The following is a 15378-nucleotide window of genomic DNA, read 5'->3' as shown; positions in this document are numbered from 1 at the left end:
CGATTGACCACGGGCCGATCATATCGCCGAGTTACGGGAGTTCCAGTGAGGAACGCACCGGCACCGTCCCGAAGGGGGCGTTCACCGGTATCGGTCTGAGCTGGCGGATCGCCGTTTGACCCGTTATGCCGAGCTCGGCATGAGACCCGTCCGATGATGATTTTGCTTTCGGGGCGTCAATCGAGACACCCCGAACGATCTGGATCACGCCGCCGCTACGGCAGCCTCCGCCGAATGCCATCTCACCCACTTGGCCAACTGGCCACCGAGTGCCCATCCCAGATGAGATTTGGCCACGAGTCTCAAGACTCTACACCTTCCTGGTCAGCCGATGTGCTCTGCCAACTCGACGATGATCCCCTCTCTGTGCCGCGGACGACGAAAGGCCGCGGCACAGTTCAACTGTGCCGCGGCCTTTCCGAGTGGGTCAGCCGACTACGAGATCCAACGCGTCGTCGTGGACGTCGACAGCAACGCTGCCACCTTCGACCAGGACGTCGTCGAGCAACAGATCCGAGATCCGATCGTCGACGGCCCGCTGGATCGAACGGCGCAACGGCCGGGCCCCGAACTCGGGCTGGTGCCCGTGCTCAGCGATCCAGTCCACCGCGGCGTCACTGAAGGTGATCTCGATTCCCCTCGACTGCAACCGCTTCCGGCTGTCGTCCAGCAGCAGATCGGTGATCCGGTGCAACTGCTCGGTGTCGAGCTTGCGGAAGATCACGATCTCGTCGATCCGGTTCAGGAACTCCGGCCGCATCGATTCACGCAGCCGTCCCATCACCCGATCTCGCAGCGGCTTTTCGTTGGCCTCGGCGTCACCTGTCGCGAAGCCCAGCCCACCCGACTTGCTCGAGATGATGTCGGATCCCAGGTTGCTGGTCATGATCAGGACGGTGTTCTTGAAGTCGACCGTCCGTCCCTGACCGTCCGTGAGCCGCCCGTCGTCCAGCACCTGCAGCAACGTGTTGAACACATCCGGGTGTGCCTTCTCGATCTCGTCGAGCAGGATCACCGAATACGGGTTTCGGCGGACCTGTTCGGTGAGCTGTCCCGCTTCGCCGTAGCCGACGTAGCCGGGAGGTGCACCGACAAGGCGGCTGACGGTATGGCGTTCACCGAACTCACTCATGTCCAGTCGCACCATCTTGTGCTCGTCACCGAACAGGGTGGCGGCCAAGGCCTTCGCGAGTTCGGTCTTGCCGACACCGGTCGGTCCGAGGAACAGGAAGCTGCCCACCGGGCGATCCGGATCGTTCATTCCCGTCCGGCTACGACGCACCGCCCGGGCGATCGCCTTCACTGCGTCGTCCTGGCCGACGACGCGACGATGCAGTTCGTCTTCGAGCCGACGCAGACGCGCCTTCTCTTCCTCGGTCATCTGGCTGGCCGGGATGCCGGTGGACCTCGAAACGACCTCGGCGATCTGCTCGGCAGTCACCTCGGGCACCGAGTCCTCGGCGACGGGCGTTCCGTCCACTCGCGCCTGAACACGTGTGATCTCGTCCCGCAGTGCCGAAGCCTTCTCGTACTGTTCGTCGGCGACGGCCTGCTCCTTCTGCTGCTCGAGTTCGTCGAGCTTCTTCCGGAGAGCCTCGGTGTCGACGCTCGGTGTCCGCAGCCGCAATCGCGCACCGGCCTGATCGATCAGGTCGATTGCTTTGTCCGGCAGGAAGCGGTCGCCGATGTAACGAGCTGACAACTCGACGGCGGCGGTGATCGCCTCGTCGGTGTAGCGCACGCCGTGATGCTCCTCGTACCGGTCACGCAGACCGGACAGAATCGCGATGGCGTCCGGAACACTCGGTTCGGCCACCGTCACCGGCTGGAAACGACGTTCGAGCGCCGGATCCTTCTCGATGTGCTTGCGGTACTCGTCGAGCGTGGTGGCACCGACGATGTGCAGTTCACCGCGAGCAAGCTTGGGCTTGAGGATGTTTCCTGCATCCATGGCGCCCTCGGCACCGCCGCCGGCACCGGCGATGGTGTGAACCTCGTCGATGAAGACGATCAGCTCGTCCTTGTGCGCGGCGATCTCGTCGATCACCTTGGTGAGGCGTTCCTCGAAGTCACCGCGGTAGCGGGTGCCCGACACCATGCTGGTCAGGTCCAACTGCACGATGCGCTTGCCGATGAGACGGTCGGGAACGTCGCCGTCGACGATTCGCTGGGCCAGGCCCTCCACGATCGCGGTCTTACCGACGCCGGCCTCACCCACGAGCACCGGGTTGTTCTTGGTACGCCGCGACAGGATCTCGATGGTCTGCTCGATTTCCTCGGCGCGCCCGATGACCGGGTCGACGCCGCCGCCGCGAGCACGTTCGGTGAGGTCGAAACCGTACTTGTCGAGCGTGGGGGTACCCGTCTGCGACGGCTCCTCGACAGAACCACCCTGGACAGCGGTCTGCAGGCTCTGGCCCGTGATGCCCTCGGACGCCAGCAGTCGACCTGCCACGTGCTCCGGGTCGGCCGCGAGGGCCAAGAACAGGTGCTCGGGATCGATGTAGGTGGAACCGAGGCCACGGGCAAGCTGATGGGCCTCGAGCAGTGCGGTCTTCAGCGCACCACTCAGCGCGGGCGCGGCGAACCCCACCGCTGTCCCGCCGTGAGGAAGACGCAGTTCCGCAGCGTCGGCGACGGCCTTGGGGTCGGCCCCGGCGCGCTGCATCAGGGTCCTGACGGGGTCCTGTTCTGCCATGACGCGCAGAACGTGGAGCGCATCGAGATCCGAATCACCGCGGCTTGCGGCGAAACGGGCGGCCGCCGCCATGAGCTCCCGAGTCGAGCGACTCATGAAACGGCTGATATCGATGCGACCTGGGCCCTCGGGCCCAAAGAATGCTGGCATTCCGAAGCCTCCTCTAGGAAGTTGAGCGTTACTGACTCAACTAACGTGCCAATGGGACGATCAATTCCCGAAGTTACGATTTTGCGGACCCGGAGTCCAGCACACAGCCGGTTTCCGCGCACGTCCGGCGGCGCCAGAAGCCCGATTACCTGCAGGTTCAGCCTGCAGAGGACAGAGCGTCGCGCAGTGTGAGCTCTGTCATATCCACTCGGCCAACCGTCCCCGTGGTGATCGAGCCGAAAGCACACGATCGTCCTTACGAAAACGTCGACTTCAGATACCCGGTGACGTCGTCGACCGTGACCGGACTCTGCCGGAAACCGAGGTAGCCGTCCGGACGCACCACGAAAGCGGCCGGTCCGTGCCCGCCGTACGCATAGGCGAATTCGCGGTCGACGTCGCGCACCACGGGCAGAATCGTCTCCTCGACTTCGGCCTCCGGCGACGCGATGACATAGACGTCGAGGAGGCCGTGCGCCGCCGCGATCGCCGCCGACGCCACGGTCTCGAGATGTTCGAGGCCCCGCGCGTCGACGGAGCCGTCCACATGGAACAGCAACGTGTGGTCCCTGCGGCCCAGAAGCGAATACAGCCGAATCGGGAACGCAACAGCATCACGGGTGAGACCGCGGGCGTCCGGAGCCCGCTCGCCCGCCGCGGGGAGCGATGTGCCGCTCAGCGTCGACACGATCGGGCTGCCGTCGTATCGGATCAGGAGTTGAGCCTCCCGGCGAATCACGAAGTCCGGATCCGACTCCCCCGCCCCGATACCCTCACTCGCACTGCGCACCGTACGGCCCACCACTTCCTCGCCGACAGGCCGCCGCTCCGCGTCATAACTGTCCAGCAACCCGGGGGATGCGACGCCCGCTACCGCAAGTGCAAGTTTCCACGCGAGATTGTGGGCATCCTGGATGCCGGTGTTCATACCCTGTGCGCCGGTAGGCGGATGGATATGTGCGGCGTCGCCGGCGACGAATACCCTTCCACGGCCGTACGAGTCGACGATGCGATGGCTGATCCGGAACACCGACGACCATCGGAGATTCGTTGCCCGCGTCGGCTCCGGCGCGAGCCGGTCCAGAACAGCCTGGATGTGCGACAGATCGGGTCGGGGACCGGCCTGGAACCCGTGCTCGATCTTGTCAGCTGCCGGCCCACCACCGCCCTCCAGATCTGCAGGCACGAACATCGACATCCGGTACCTGCGACGGCCCGGCAGCGGGATGCAGACCAGGAGATCGTCCGTCACGCCGTCCGTCTGATGCATCGCCCGGATTCCGTAGCCCCGCGGCAACGACCAGTCGACCTCGACGTCCCCGAGCATGTAGTGCTCAGCGAACGCGCCGCCCTCGAACGTAAGGCCGAGACCCTTGCGGACCGCGCTGTGCGCACCGTCGCAGCCGGCGAGATACAGCGCCCGCACCATCTCCTCGCCGTCCGCGCCGGACAGCGTCGCGGTGACCCCCTCGTCGTTCTGCTCGAAGGCGATCAGCTCGATTCCGCGTTCCACCGTGGTGCCCAGCGACGCCAGGTGTTCGGTGAGGATGCGTTCCGTCTCGTATTGCGGCATCCCGATGAACTCGAAGGGCACGTCCGCCGGCAAGGCCAGATCCAGGCGCGCGACCTCGGCACCGTTGACGAACACGATCTGACCGCGCAACGCGATGGCAGCATCGAGGACCTCCCTGAGCACACCCATGCCCTCGAAGACCTCGAGGGTGCGAGGCTGTATCCCGACTGCTTTCGCGTACTGCGGAGGCTCGAGCAGCGGATCGATGATCCGGCACGACACACCGCGCCGGCGCAGTTCGATCGCGGCCGTCAACCCCACCGGACCTGCTCCGACCACCAACACCTCGGGATGCACCACAGACACCACCTCACCAGCAGCGATTCGACCTTCCGAAAGTATGCCCGAGCACGGCCCCCGAAATTGAAATACGCGCCAGATGGGTAACCGGTGGAACATGACACGAAAAGACTCGTCCGGTCCCACCACCACAAGCACGGGAAGCGGCGCCCGCGGCGCTGACAAGGACGTCGTGTCCGATCCGGCCGAGGACGACAAGAGCACCGGCGCGGACTGGAGCGACGAGGGCGGCGCGACCAGCGAAGGCCCCGCCACCGACACCGACTAACCGACCCGTAGGTGGTCCCGCAGCGTCGACGTCTCGTAGCCGGTGCGGAAGAGTCCGCGCTTCTGCAGAAGCGGGATCACCTCGTCGACGAAGTCCGTCAGGCTGCCCGGGTAGAGCGGCGGCATCAGGTTGAAGCCGTCGGCTCCGCCGCACCGCAGCCACTGCTCGATTTCGTCGGCGACCGACTCCGGAGTGCCGATCATGGTGCAGTGCCCGCCGCCGGCGGCGAGGGTTCCGAGGAGCGACCGCACCGTGGGCTGATCCTTCTCGATGATCCGCAGGATCGTGTCGTAACGGCCGTGCGGCCCGCTGAACTCCGAGAGGGGCGCGAGCGCGGGCACCGGCGAATCCAGTTCCCACCCGCTGCAGTCCCGCTGCACATACGTCGACAACTGGGCCAATGACTGTTCGACGGGCAGCAGTGCATCGAGTTCCGCCTTCTTGCGTTGCGCCTCTTCCGTCGTCGAGCCGAGATAGGTGACCAGGCCCGGCATCACAGCGACGGATCCGGGATCGCGTCCGGCCGCCCGGATACGCCGCTTCACGTCCGCGTAGTAGCTTTGCGCCGCGGCGAGGTCGTAGGCGACGGCGTAGATGCCCTCAGCGCAGCGGGCGGCAAGGTTCCGACCCTGCTCGGACGCACCCGCTTGGAACAGCACCGGACGTCCCTGCGGCGAGCGCGGCACGGTCAGCGGCCCCGCCACCTGAAAGTGCTTGCCGCGGTGGTCGATCGGATTCACCTTGGCCGGATCCGCGAACTTCCCCGCACGATCGAGGATCAGTGCATCGGGTTGCCACGAATCCCACAGGGCCAACGCGACCTCGACGAACTCTTCGGCACGCGAGTAGCGCTCGTCGTGCGGTGGCATCTTCTCGAGTCCGTGGTTGCGGGCCTCGGCGTCGAACATCGACGTCACGACGTTCCATCCGGCACGTCCGCCGCTGATGTGATCGAGTGAGGCGAGCATCCGGGCGGCGTGGAACGGCGTGTAGAACGTCGTGGACACCGTGGTGACGAGTCCGATGTGCTCGGTGGCGCGCGCCATGGCAGCGAGCGCCGTCAACGGCTCGAGGAACCACACCGAACCCGCCGCTACGTCGCGAACCGAATGTCCGTCGGCGAAGAACACCGCATCCAGGCAACCCCGCTCCGCGGTCTCCGCCAACTCCTCGTAGTAGCCGATGTCGCCGAGCCGCTCCACCTCGGACGCCGGGTGCCGCCACGCTGCACCGTGATGGCCGCAACCGAAGAGAAACGCGTTGAAGTGCAGTCGTTTCCGGGACGGGTCGCCAGTCATGTCAGTCCTTGACCAGCCCGCCGTCGACCACCAGATTCTGCCCGGTGACCGCACGCGACCACGGAGATGCGAAGAACAGCACGGCATCGGCGAACTCGTCGGGCGTGGTGACGTGCTGCAGCGGGGTGCTCGCCGCGATCAGGTCGAACACCTCGTCCGGAGTGGCCGCGCTCGCGTCAGTGGTGCGGAGCAGCCCGCCCGACACCATGTTCACCGTGATCCCGTCGGGGCCGAGATCGGCGGCGAGAGTGCGGGTCAACGACAGCGCGGCGGCCTTGGCGGCAGTGTAGTCGTGGTATGGGACCACCGGGTTCTGGAACAGGTTGGTCCCGATGTTGACGATGCGCCCGAACCCGAGCGACCGCATTCCCGGCAACGCGGCCTGCGTGGTGTGCAGCGCCGCCTTGACACTCCCGCGGAACTGGGCGTCGAACGAATCCCAGCTGATGACGTCCGCCTTGTCGCGGGCGTCGCCGTTGAACGAGAAGTCCACGAGTGCGTTGTTGATCACGGTGGTGACCGGGGAACCGAAATGCCCTTCGGCCGCAGCGAACAGTGCGGAGACCTGCTCGGAGTCGGTAACGTCGGCTCGCAGTGCGATCGCCCGGTCGGTACCGATTGTCGAGGCGAGTTCTTCGGCGGCGTCTCGGCTGTTCCGGTAGTTCACGACCACGCGGGCACCTTGGCTCGCGAAGGACCGCACGATGGACGCACCGAGCCCCCGTCCGCCGCCGGTCACCAGAACGATCTGCTTGTCGAGTTGCATGTATCACCTTTCGCCCGGCCGGCGAGAGACGTCGGGTGACTGCACACACGTCCGACGCGACATCCCTTCGCTAGCACTACCTAGTTCAGGTTCGACGGGTGTGTTCTCAGCCGCCCGGCACTTGTTCCGGACAGCACCCCGTGTCACTGGCCACAGTGTAGGCGCTCACAGCAAAGGGGACTGATTGTGCACAACTTAGTTGTGTGCAATTATTCAGCTGTGACCGACAACCTCTCCCTCGACCGCCAGGTGTGCTTCGCCCTCTACTCGGCGTCGCGCGCGATGACAGCGGCATATCGGTCCATGCTCGACCCGCTGGGAGTGACCTATCCGCAGTACCTGGTGCTGCTGGTGCTGTGGGAAAAGGACGGTCGCGGCGTACGCGACCTTTGCGAATCCCTGAACCTCGACACCGGCACGCTGTCACCGCTGCTCAAACGGCTCGAGTCACTCGGTCTCGTCGAACGCAGGCGGGAGTCGGCCGACGAGCGGCGTGTGACTGTCCATCTCACCGAACGCGGGGCGGCCCTGCGCGAGCGGGCCGTGGACATTCCGGCTCGACTGGCACTGAAGACCGGCCTCGCGGTGGACGAACTCGTCGACCTGCGAGACACCCTGACCCGACTCACCGAATCGCTCCACAGCCACACCGATACCCATCCAGACAGAGAGAAGTGACCATGAACATCGTGTACACCGCTGAAGCCCTGGCAACCGGCGAAGGCCGCAACGGCCACGCCCGCACCGCCGACGGTCGTCTCGACCTCGACCTCGCGATCCCCACCGAAATGGGCGGTTCGGGCAACGGCACCAACCCCGAGCAGCTGTTCGCCGCGGGCTACGCCGCCTGCTTCCACTCCGCCCTCCAGCTGGTCGGACGACAGGCCAAGGCGAACGTCGCCGATTCGGCCGTCGGCGCACGGGTCGGAATCGGCGCGACCGATGGCGGCGGGTTCGGACTCGCCGTCACCCTCGAGGTCTCGCTCCCCCACCTGTCCCGTGCGGAAGCACTCGAGATCACCGAGAAGGCACACCAGGTGTGCCCCTACTCCAACGCGACTCGCGGCAACATCGACGTCGCCCTCGAGGTCACCGAAGACTAGAAGCGCCGAGACCCTGACGGGTGTCGATCACGCGAACGCGTATTCGACGCCCGTCAGCTTCTCCGACAGCGCCCACAGCCCGGCCGCGGTCTTCTCGTCGTGTGATTTCTTGTTGGAACCCACCACTTTCGGATGGCCGCGCTGCTCGAACAGTCCGTCGGGACCGACGTACGTGCCACCGACGGCGTCGGGAACGGTGGCCGCGTAGAGCATGGGCAGAGCGCCCATTTCGGCCGACTGCGCGAAGATCCGGTTGCCGATCCCCATCACCTTGTCCTGGATCGACTCGGTGTGGCCCTGCAGATTGGTCGACGCGTACCCGGGGTGGGCCGCAAGGGCCTTGATCGACGAACCTGCCGCGGCCAGCCGACGCTGCAACTCGTAGGTGAACAACAGATTCGCCAGCTTGGACTGCCCGTACGCCTGCCACCGGTTGTACTTTCTACGTTCCCAGTTGAGGTCGTCGAGATCAATCGTGCCCAGCTGATGCATCATGCTCGACATCGTGGCCACTCGATCGGTGAGCTTGCCCAGCAACAGGCCGGTGAGCGCAAAGTGTCCCAGATGGTTTGTGCCGATCTGCATTTCGAATCCGTCGGCCGTTCTCCGCAGCGGTACCGCCATGACACCCGCGTTGTTCACCAGCACGTCGACCGCCTCGACACCGGCAGCGAAGTCCCGCACCGACGCAAGGTCGGCGAGATCGAGGCGGCGCACCTCGGCGTTGCCGCCGATCGACCGCGCCACCGCCTCACCCTTCGCGGTGTCACGGCAGGCAAGTATCACGTGTGCGCCCGCCTTTCCCAAGGCGCGGGCGGCCACCTCCCCCAGCCCACTGTTGGCGCCTGTCACGACAAACGTGCGTCCGGTCTGATCAACGATGTCCGAAGCTCTCCACTTGGTCATGACATCAGCCTACGTACAGAGTGTGCCCACGAAGACGGTCTCGACCGAACACGGGGTCTTACCACGCTCGCGCGCCGATCAGCGGAACGTTGAGGAAACTGGGGCGGTCCGGCGCCAGCTGGACGTGCTGTGGCTTCAACTGACTGTCGGCCAGTATCGGTCCGAGCGGCAGGTACCGCGGGATGCTGCCCGCGTACACGTCGACGCGCAGTCGATGGCCCGGTGCCAGAACAGCGTCGGTGGGCACCAGGTTGATGTCCACGGCTGTCACTTCACCGGGCACCAGTGGCTTGCGTTCCGCCAACGTCAAATAGTGGTGGGGTTCCGTGTAGTCGCCGCTCGCCGACCTGGCGCTCTTCGCGTCGTCGACCGCTCGCAGCGACGCGGTGATGGCACCGTTGGTGAGCGTGGTGGATGTGCCGTCGGGTGCCACGTCGTTGAGGGTGACCGCCCAGAAACCGTCGGGAGCGTCCAGCACGGTTTCCAGGTGGAGGTTGATCGGACCCGACAGTGCGGTGGGCGCGCTGACGGGTGCGCTGCTGAAGGTGAGTCCCTCCGCCTCCTGGAACCGGGAGTCCCTGCTGCAGACCGATCCGAAGATGACCGTGAACCCGGCGGTGCCCTGCGCGCCGTCGCGCGAGCAGAGTCCGCGGAGTCCGGGCGCGACGGTGAGCCGTGCCTCGTCGGCCGGTCGGCCGGCGACGAGACTACCGTCGTACCCCGCGTGATCGGCGGTGCCGCTCGGCGTACCCGCAAGATACATTCGCTGGTAATCGACTCCCGCCCTGGGGAATTGATCGGTGGTGGTCCAGCCGTTGCCCTGCTGGTACAGGGTGACGGGGCCGTACCGGTCGATGCCGTTGTCGATGCCCCCGAGCCACTTGTCGAACCACGCCCGCTCGAGCACGTCCAGCCGCGGGGGCGCCCCGGGTTCACCGAATCCGCCGCCGAAGTTGATGTGGTAGTTGTCGCTCATGATCAACTGCTTCTGGCCCGGTGGCAGTGCAATGTTGTTGTAGAGACGGGTTTCACTGTTGGCAAAGATGTCGTGCCACGCGCCGTAGAGCATGGTCGGCACCCGAATGTTCTCCACCCGGGACTGGCGTTCCTCGTAGAACTCGCCGTCCTGGGCGACACGGAGCGTGCCTGGGTCGAGGTCGTCCACCGTGGGAGCGGTCATCGCCTCGATCAACGCGGGGAACAACGTCAGCGGATCTCGTAGCCGGTCTTCGAGCCACTGCTTATCGAACTGCCCCTGGGCCAGATCCTGGATGTTCGGCACGAACTTGAGCCCGTTGACCAGGGACAACCACAGCGGCATGAACCCGATGCCGAGTCCGCCGCCCGTTCCGACGATGTCGCGGAGCAGGTCGTCGCCGGGTTCGGTCGGGAAGATCGCCTTCAGCGCGGGCGGTTGATGCCCTGCAGCCTGCAGCGAGTTGATACCGGAATAGGACACCCCTCCCATGCCGACCTTGCCGTCGGACCAGGGCTGTTTGCTCATCCAGTCGATGATCTCGACGGAGTCCTGCTGCTCGACGGGGCCGAGTGCCTGCCACTCCCCCTGGGAGAATCCGGTTCCCCGGGCGTCGACCACCACCTGTGTGTAACCGTTCTGCACGAGATCGCGATTGACGGAGAAGACCCGCATGCCGCCGCCGGCAAGCACTTTCGCGGCTTCGGTGATGCCGTCGAAGGGAGTGCCTGCGAGGTTGTATTGATTCACCAGATCCACGACGGTGTTCTCGAGCCTCGGGACGGTGAGCATGGAATCGACGATATTGCTGACCAGCTTCGTGTACGGGGTGATGTTGAGTACCGACGGCATCTTGGTGCCGATCGGCGTACCCGAGGCATCCGCCGGCCGATAGACGTTGGCCTTCAACACCGTTCCATCACTCATGGTGATGGGCACGTCCCAGTCGATCGCGATCACCGGGTACGCCGGCGGCGCGTCGACGGCAGCCTGCCACTGGGCGCCCGCGACACCTCCCGTGGGGTCGGCGGCCGCGGTGCCGGAGACCACCGCGAGCCCCACCGACACCGCGCAGGCGATGGCCGGCACACCGGTCCGGAAAAATCGATGACGCAACCTCACACGAACCCCCGTAGCCCTCCGATGTCGCGCCACACCAAAGCTTCCGTGGGCCACGTCACAAACTTACCGGATAGTAACAACGTGTCACTGCTTGGTCAACGACCGGTTACCGAGGTTTCGACTACCGTGACGGAATGCCCCCCGCCCCGCTTCCCATCCGCGACGGCCTCAACCCGTCGCGGCTGCGAATGCCCGATTCCGGGATATGGACGACGGTGCTCGATTACCTCGTCGCCCGGTTTCCGGCCGACGAGCACCGACTTCGCGACAAGGTGGCTTCCCGCGAAGTGGTCGACGCCGAGGGACAGCCGATCACCGAGTTCACCGACTTCGTGCCGCGCACGTTCGTGTACCTCTACCGGGATCCGCCGATCGAGAAACGCGTCCCCTTCGACATCGAGATCCTGCACCGCGACGACAACCTCCTCGTGGTGGACAAACCCCACTTCCTCGCCAGCACACCCCGCGGGGCCTACATCGTCGAATCCGCGCTCGTCCGGTTGCGACGGGATCTCGACCTGCCCGAGTTGACGCCCGCTCACCGCCTGGATCGGCTCACCGCCGGGGTCCTCCTCTTCACCGTCCGCAGCGCCGTCCGGCGCAACTACCAGTCGCTGTTCGCCGAGCGGGAGGTGACCAAGGAATACGAGGCGCTCGCGCGCTTCGATCCCGCTCTCGTTCTCCCCACCACGGTCCGCAGCCGCATCGTCAAGGAACGTGGCGTCCTGAAGGCCTACGAGACCGATGGGGCCGTCAACAGCGAGAGCCTCGTCGAACTGGTCGAGGTGCGCGGCAAAACGGCCCGCTACCGACTCCGGCCCCGCACCGGCAAAACCCACCAGTTGCGGGTGCATATGAGTTCCCTGGGGATTCCGATCCACGGCGACAACTTCTACCCGAACTTCTTTGATGTTGCCGCGGATGATTATTCGACCCCGCTGCGACTGCTCGCGCGGTCGGTGGAGTTCGTCGACCCGCTATCCGGTTGCCTGCGGCGATTCGAGAGCCGCCGCGCCCTCGAGTGGCCGTAAGAGCCTTTCTCCTCTCCTTCTCCACCTCCCCATTCGGAAAGATGGTGACATGAACACCTCAGCACCGGAGCCCCTGCACAAGGTCGAACGGAAGTACGAGGCCGGACCGGACCAGCCGATGCCGTCTCTGTCCGGGCTGCCCGGTGTCGAAGGCGAGCCGGTGCCCGAATCCATCCAGCTCTCCGCGCTGTACTACGACACAGCGGATCTCAGACTTCTCGATGCGGGAATCACGCTCCGCCGCAGGGAGGGAGCCGATGAGGCAGGCTGGCACCTCGAACTGCCCGCGGGGACCGAGACGCGAACAGAACTTCAACTCTCACCCGATGCGGATGGCGCCGAGATCCCCGATGAATTCGCGGATCTCCTCACCGGCGTCACCCGCGGAGCCGCACTCGATCCGGTGGCACTGATCACCACGGATCGCGAACGATACCGTTTGATGGACAGTTCCGGATCCTCACTGACGGACGTTTTCTCGGACATGGTGATCGCGGCCGTACCAGACGGCTCACCGGGTCCCGACGAACGCATCTGGCGTGAAATCGAAGTGGCGCAGGGCACGGGTGGGCGAGAGTTGGTCGACGCCGTCGAATCGCGTCTGCTCGGTGCCTACATCACCCGGTCGGCCCACTTCTCCAAGCTCAGCCGCGCGCTCGGCGACCGTCTCGGCACGAGCGGGTCCCAGCCCGACGCTGCCCGGTCGAAGAAGAAACCAGGCCCGCGTGTGGCGCTCGTGCAGTACATCGCCGGCCAGAGCCGTGAACTTACCCGCGCCGACATGGGAGTTCGCCGGGACACCGAGGAATCGGTCCACGACATGCGGGTAGCCGCCCGCAGAATTCGCAGCGTGCTGCAGGTCTACGGCTCCCACCTCGGGGACGACGACGTGGTGGACAACCTCGTGACCGAACTCCGTTGGCTGGGGCAGAGTCTCGGTACGGCGCGGGACACCGAGGTGCAGTGGAGCCGGCTCGTCGACGAACTCGAGGACATCTCGGAGATGCCCGACCACGAGATCGTCCGCGCCCGCATCGACGAATACTTCTCCGGCCTCGCGGCTACCGCGAGGCCCGCGGCACTGCACGCGCTCGGCTCCGAGCGTTACCTGACATTGCTGTCCGACCTCGAGGCGTTCGTCGCCACACTCGACGAAAGCCTGCCGGCGAAACGCCGCCCACCCTCCTCGGCGGACGTTGCCCGTGCCTTGCGTGCGTTGTCGGATGCCGTCGACAAGCGCGTCCAGCACGCCGCCGAGGCCACCACCCGGGCCGAACGCGACGAGCTAACCCACCGAGCACGCAAGCGCGCCAAGAGAATGCGTTACACGATCGAGGCGACGCGCGAGCTGTCCCCGCGCGCCGCCGACCGCGCACTCGCCACATTCAAAGGCTTTCAGGACGTCCTCGGCGACTATCAGGATGCGGTCGTCGCGCGGCAGCATCTGCTCTCGATGGTGGCCGAGGAACAACACTCCGCGCAGGCGAACCTCGGTCTCGGGATGCTGTTTCACAGAGAACTGACCACCGGTGACCACCTCGCGACCCGCATGAAGCCGGAATGGAAGAGTGCGAAGAAGGCCGCCCGAAAACTCCGGAAATAGGGCAGTGTATTTCTCGGACACCGCGCCTGTAAGGGCATGACCGAAGGGAGTCGGACGTGAGCACACCCGCCAGTCATTCAGTCGTAGTCGGCGTGGACGGATCCGAAGCGTCGATGAACGCCGCGATGTGGGGCGCCGTCGTCGCGTCGAAATGGGGCGCCACATTGTCGCTGGTGCATGCGCTGCCGCAGGACGGCCCGCTCTACAGCCCCGCAGCGATCATGCTCGAATCACAGTTCCTCAGCCAGCTGCGCGAGGACGGCGAAGCCATCCTCGCGGCGGCAACCGCATCAGTCGGTAAGAGGTTTCCGGACCTGGAGATCGAGACCACCATCAGTCCCGGTCCGGCCTCCACCGCCCTACTGGAAGTGGCCGACGCGGCTCGGCTGGTCGTAGTCGGTTCGACCGGAGCCGGTGCCTTCCGCTCCGTGTTCCTCGGGTCCACCGCACTACACGTCGCCAACCGCGCTCCGTGCCCCGTGATCGTCCTGCGTGGTGCCGCCACAGAACCGGATCGTCGACCCGTGATCGTGGGAGTCGACGGAAGCGATTCCGGTAAGCAGGCAATCGAGCACGCCTTCGAGTTCGCGTCGTTCTTCGAAGCCCCGATCCGTGCCATCCACACCTGGCAGGGATCGCCCTCTCTCGGTCTCGGTGGAACCGGGATGCTCGTCGATTGGGAGGCCGTCCAACAGGAAGAAGCGGCACTGCTGTCCGAGGCACTGGCGGGCGAGTCCGAACGGTACCCCGACGTGTCGATCGCCAAGATCACCGAACAGGGCGCCGCCGCCGACGTGATGCTGCGGCATTCCAAGGATGCTCAATTGATCGTCGTCGGCAGCCACGGGCACGGTTCGATACTCGGCGCCCTGATGAGCTCGACGAGCCAGAACGTCCTGCACCACGCCACCTGTCCGGTCATGATCTGCCGAAACGGCTGACGCTGATCGCTGACGTCGCTAGGCGATGCTCGTACCCACCAGCTGCCCGATCCCGTAGGTGACGATCATCGCGAGAGCACCGCCGAGCACCACCCGCAGCGTCGCCCGCCCGCGCCGGGCACCGCCGAGAGCCGCACTCACCGAACCTGTCAGAGCCAGCGCGATCAGCACCGCGAAGAAGGTCACCGGGATGCGGAGGCTTTCCGGCGGCAGGAGGATCGCGACCAGCGGGATCACCGCACCGAGAGTGAAGGAGAGGGCCGACGAACCCGCGGCCTGCCATGGGTTGGTCAGTTCGTGCGGATCGATGCCCAACTCGACGTCGACATGAGCGGCGAACGCATCGTGCTCGGTGAGTTCCTTCGCGACGAGGCGGGCGGTGTCCTTGCGCAGGCCCTTCTGCTCGTACATCTGGGCCAGCTCTTCGAGTTCGGCGTCGGGACTCTCGACGAGTTCCTGTCGTTCCTTGTGGAGCAGCGCGCGCTCCGTGTCACGCTGAGTGCTCACCGAGACATATTCGCCGAGCGCCATCGAAACGGCTCCGGCCGCAAGGCCGGCGAAACCGGCGGTGAAGATCGCCGGCCTTTCTGCAGTCGCCGCGGCCACGCCGACCACCAGGCCTGCCGTCGACACGATTCCGTCG

13 protein-coding genes and 1 riboswitch are annotated in these 15378 nt (G+C 65.7%); of the genes, 6 read left to right on the top strand and 7 right to left on the bottom strand.

Going from position 1 to position 15378, the window contains the following annotated elements; translation table 11 throughout:
* Nucleotides 1-427: 427 nt before the first annotated feature.
* Nucleotides 428-2848 carry an ATP-dependent Clp protease ATP-binding subunit gene (locus WAW17_RS02085; RefSeq protein WP_422331368.1) on the bottom strand — a complete coding sequence of 807 codons (2421 nt, stop codon included), beginning with the start codon at nucleotides 2846-2848 and terminating at the stop codon, nucleotides 428-430.
* Nucleotides 2849-3104: 256 nt separating this feature from the next.
* Nucleotides 3105-4721 carry an FAD-dependent monooxygenase gene (locus tag WAW17_RS02080; protein ID WP_422331370.1) on the bottom strand — a complete coding sequence of 539 codons (1617 nt, stop codon included), beginning with the start codon at nucleotides 4719-4721 and terminating at the stop codon, nucleotides 3105-3107.
* Between the two features lie 97 nt (nucleotides 4722-4818).
* Between WAW17_RS02080 and WAW17_RS02075 the strand changes: the two genes are divergently transcribed.
* Nucleotides 4819-4989, top strand: a complete 171-nt coding sequence (locus WAW17_RS02075) for a hypothetical protein (RefSeq protein WP_422331367.1) — start codon at nucleotides 4819-4821, stop codon at nucleotides 4987-4989.
* Here the strand turns inward: WAW17_RS02075 and WAW17_RS02070 are convergent.
* Together WAW17_RS02070 and WAW17_RS02065 are read right to left on the bottom strand one after the other, a co-directional pair.
* Nucleotides 4986-6287 (bottom strand): LLM class flavin-dependent oxidoreductase, encoded by a 1302-nt coding sequence (locus tag WAW17_RS02070; RefSeq protein ID WP_422331366.1) that lies wholly within the window; start codon nucleotides 6285-6287, stop codon nucleotides 4986-4988. The two genes, WAW17_RS02075 and WAW17_RS02070, sit on opposite strands and share 4 nt — an antisense overlap.
* A gap of 1 nt (nucleotide 6288) precedes the next feature.
* Nucleotides 6289-7053 (bottom strand): 3-oxoacyl-ACP reductase, encoded by a 765-nt coding sequence (locus WAW17_RS02065; RefSeq protein WP_422331365.1) that lies wholly within the window; start codon nucleotides 7051-7053, stop codon nucleotides 6289-6291.
* 45 nt (nucleotides 7054-7098) lie between these two features.
* A riboswitch (TPP riboswitch) is annotated at nucleotides 7099-7204 on the bottom strand.
* Between the two features lie 68 nt (nucleotides 7205-7272).
* Here WAW17_RS02065 and WAW17_RS02060 point away from each other — a divergent pair.
* Entirely contained in the window at nucleotides 7273-7731 is a 459-nt protein-coding gene (locus WAW17_RS02060) for a MarR family winged helix-turn-helix transcriptional regulator (protein WP_422331364.1), read from the top strand.
* A gap of 2 nt (nucleotides 7732-7733) precedes the next feature.
* A complete protein-coding gene (locus WAW17_RS02055) occupies nucleotides 7734-8156 on the top strand; it encodes an organic hydroperoxide resistance protein (protein WP_422331363.1) in 423 nt (140 codons plus the stop codon).
* Nucleotides 8157-8183: 27 nt separating this feature from the next.
* On the opposite strand, the gene WAW17_RS02050 is transcribed toward WAW17_RS02055, so the two are convergent.
* Together WAW17_RS02050 and WAW17_RS02045 are read right to left on the bottom strand one after the other, a co-directional pair.
* Nucleotides 8184-9062 carry an oxidoreductase gene (locus WAW17_RS02050; protein WP_422331362.1) on the bottom strand — a complete coding sequence of 293 codons (879 nt, stop codon included), beginning with the start codon at nucleotides 9060-9062 and terminating at the stop codon, nucleotides 8184-8186.
* A gap of 58 nt (nucleotides 9063-9120) precedes the next feature.
* Nucleotides 9121-11154 carry a CocE/NonD family hydrolase gene (locus WAW17_RS02045; RefSeq protein ID WP_422331369.1) on the bottom strand — a complete coding sequence of 678 codons (2034 nt, stop codon included), beginning with the start codon at nucleotides 11152-11154 and terminating at the stop codon, nucleotides 9121-9123.
* Nucleotides 11155-11294: 140 nt separating this feature from the next.
* Between WAW17_RS02045 and WAW17_RS02040 the strand changes: the two genes are divergently transcribed.
* The 3 genes from WAW17_RS02040 to WAW17_RS02030 are packed head-to-tail and all read left to right on the top strand — an operon-like array spanning nucleotide 11295 to nucleotide 14735.
* Entirely contained in the window at nucleotides 11295-12191 is an 897-nt protein-coding gene (locus tag WAW17_RS02040; RefSeq protein WP_422331361.1) for a pseudouridine synthase, read from the top strand.
* A 49-nt stretch (nucleotides 12192-12240) separates the two neighbouring features.
* Entirely contained in the window at nucleotides 12241-13794 is a 1554-nt protein-coding gene (locus WAW17_RS02035; RefSeq protein WP_422331360.1) for a CHAD domain-containing protein, read from the top strand.
* Between the two features lie 56 nt (nucleotides 13795-13850).
* The gene (locus WAW17_RS02030) at nucleotides 13851-14735 is read left to right on the top strand and encodes a universal stress protein (RefSeq protein ID WP_422331359.1); all 885 of its coding nucleotides are present in this window, start codon (nucleotides 13851-13853) and stop codon (nucleotides 14733-14735) included.
* 18 nt (nucleotides 14736-14753) lie between these two features.
* Here WAW17_RS02030 and WAW17_RS02025 read toward each other — a convergent pair.
* Nucleotides 14754-15378: VIT1/CCC1 transporter family protein (locus WAW17_RS02025; RefSeq protein ID WP_422331358.1), on the bottom strand; the 625-nt coding region annotated here is incomplete at its 5' end.

The sequence above is a fragment of the Rhodococcus sp. (in: high G+C Gram-positive bacteria) genome, from assembly GCF_049286785.1.
Classification (GTDB): Bacteria; Actinomycetota; Actinomycetes; order Mycobacteriales; family Mycobacteriaceae; genus Rhodococcus_F.
The sequence above is the reverse complement of the archived record's forward strand: the minus strand, read 5'-3'. Positions and strand labels throughout refer to the sequence as shown.